This is a genomic window from Spiroplasma sp. ald (genome assembly GCF_044714355.1).
In the GTDB taxonomy this organism is placed as follows: Bacteria; Bacillota_I; Bacilli_A; order Mycoplasmatales; family Mycoplasmataceae; genus Spiroplasma; species Spiroplasma phoeniceum.
This window is the reverse complement of record NZ_RXFY01000125.1, coordinates 1-2,419: the sequence shown is the minus strand read 5'-3', so window position 1 is coordinate 2,419 and position 2,419 is coordinate 1. Positions and strand designations below refer to the sequence as shown.

Below are 2,419 nucleotides of genomic sequence, written 5' to 3'. Positions count from 1 at the left end.
TATGGGTTTACAAATAAAAAAACAACCCTTTAATAAGAGTTGTTTTAGCGCGTTTCGTTTTACAGTTTACATAATTTGGGTTTGATGATTACTTTTTTGTTATATGGCGGTGATTATGTTCTTTTTTTACTTTTTGAGATTTTTTATTAGCAACTACTTTATTAGTATGTTTTTTTACCACAAATTGTTTCATTGAAATTGTTTCACCAGTACGTTTTTTATCTATAACTTGTCAGAAACCATACATAAAGGCAGTAATTAAAGCCCCAATAATCATAAATAAGAATGCTAGTAATGTTCATCCTCAAGCACTAGCTCATCCATAAACTCCAGCATCACCATTACCACGACCTAACGCTGATAAGAATCCAACAATTGGCCCACCATGACCAGCCAAATCAGCAATTCCTACTGCACCAGCTAAAGCACCCGCAATTGCTGAACCAACAATGTTACTTGGAATAACACGTTTTGGATCATTAACTGCAAATGGAATTGCTCCTTCTGAGATTCCAATACATCCCATAAAGAATGCTGTTGAACCCATTGTGCGTTGTTCTTCATTATAGAATGGTTTAAAAATTCATGTTGCAATTCCCATTCCCATTGGCGCAACTGGAATTGCAACTGCCATTGCCCCCATTGGTGTATAAATTTTTGAACCAATTAAACCTGTACATGCTAAGAATGCAACTTTATTAATTGGTCCACCCATATCAAAACCAGCCATTGCTCCGATCAATAGTCCAAAGCCTAATCCAATTGCTACATTAGCAGCATTTGAAGTATTACCTCATGTTTGTGAAATTCAATCTTGGAATTTACCCATTACTCAACCAACAGTTGAGCCAATCACAAAAATCATAATCATTCCATAGATAAAACCGACAACAATTGGAATAAAGAAGATTGGCATTACTGGTTTTAATCCTTTTGGAACATTTCAAGTATTAATTCATTTAACAGTATATCCAACCGCTAATCCGGCTGCAATTGCTCCAACGAATCCAGTTGGAGTATTAACTGCTTCAATTCCTGGTAAAGGATAAAAGTTAGCAGCATTATTTCCAATAAATGAAACAACTAAAACTGGAGCAATTGCTGAACGACCAGCAATTGAATTAGCAATAAATGCTCCCAAAATTGGAATCATTAATGTAAAGGCTGATACACCTATAACATTAAGATAATAGAAAAAGTTTTTTGGGTCAGTTAATGGGTCAGTATAAAATATTTCTCCTCAATGTGCTGTTGTTCCGCTAACATCAGGAATTCAACCCATTCCTTTTAATGAACCATGAAAATTCTCATAGTTGGGACCATAAATTGCTTTTGCTAATCCTAATGAAATAGCAATAAAAATTCCTCCTAAAATAACAATTGGAACCATATATGAAACCCCAGCCATTAAGTGTTTCATTACTCCAACTTTTTGGTTGCTACCATTAGCACCCTTAGTAATAAATTCTCCAGTTGGTTGCACTTTTCCTTCTTTTAGAGCGGCATTAATAACCCCTTCTGGATCTTTAATTGCTTTTGCAACTGGACAGTTATAAACTTTTTTTCCACTAAATCTTTCCATATCAAGTCCAATATCCGTTGCAGCAATGATTACTTCGGCTTCTTTAATTTCTCCCTCTGTAAAATCATTGCGAACACCTTCAGCTCCATGTGTTTCAACTTTAATGTCGTATCCCATTTTAGGAGCAGTTTGGTTTAATTTATCCGCAGCTAAAAAAGTATGCGCTACTCCTGTTGCACAAGCTGTCATTGCTAAAAGCAACGGCTTTTGACCAGTTGGAGTCGTTTTGGTTGGAACCTCTTCTTTTCCAATCCCAGTTAATAATGCTGCTGAAATTTTTGCTTTGTCTGTTTCAACTTTCATTGCTTTTTTAAAATCTTCATCCATTAATTTTCGTGCTACCTCACTTAAAATTCCTAAATGAATTTCTCCTGATTTAGCTTCAGGAATAATTAAAGCAATGGCAACTTTCGTTGGTTTACCATCCATTGCATTTCAATCAACATCATTTTTGAAACGAATAAATAAAACCGCTGCATTTGTAACAGCACTAATTCGTGCATGAGGAATTGCAAAGCCATCTTCAAAACCTGTTGAAGATTCTTTTTCTCGGGCCTCAAAACCTTTAACAAGTTCATTGCGGTCAGAAACATATCCAAGATTTTCAGCTAATTGAGCAAGTTCTAAAAAGCTTCCTTCTTTAGTTTTAGCTGTTGAATCTAAAATAATATGTTTTTCATTAAAAATGTTATTATACATATAGTTTTTTCTCCTTCCATTTATAGTTTACTATTTTAAAATTAAAACTCAATAATTTTATTAAAAAAATCTATTTTTAAATATAAAATGGAATTTTTTTTCTATAAAATTAAAATTTAATAAGTGTCATTTTTTTAG

1 protein-coding gene is annotated in these 2,419 nt (G+C 33.6%); it reads right to left on the bottom strand.

Annotated elements, in window-relative coordinates; genetic code table 4:
* Positions 1-88 precede the first annotated feature (88 nt).
* Positions 89-2,281 (bottom strand): fructose-specific PTS transporter subunit EIIC, encoded by a 2,193-nt coding sequence (locus EHU54_RS05390; protein WP_400249355.1) that lies wholly within the window; start codon positions 2,279-2,281, stop codon positions 89-91.
* Positions 2,282-2,419 lie beyond the last annotated feature (138 nt).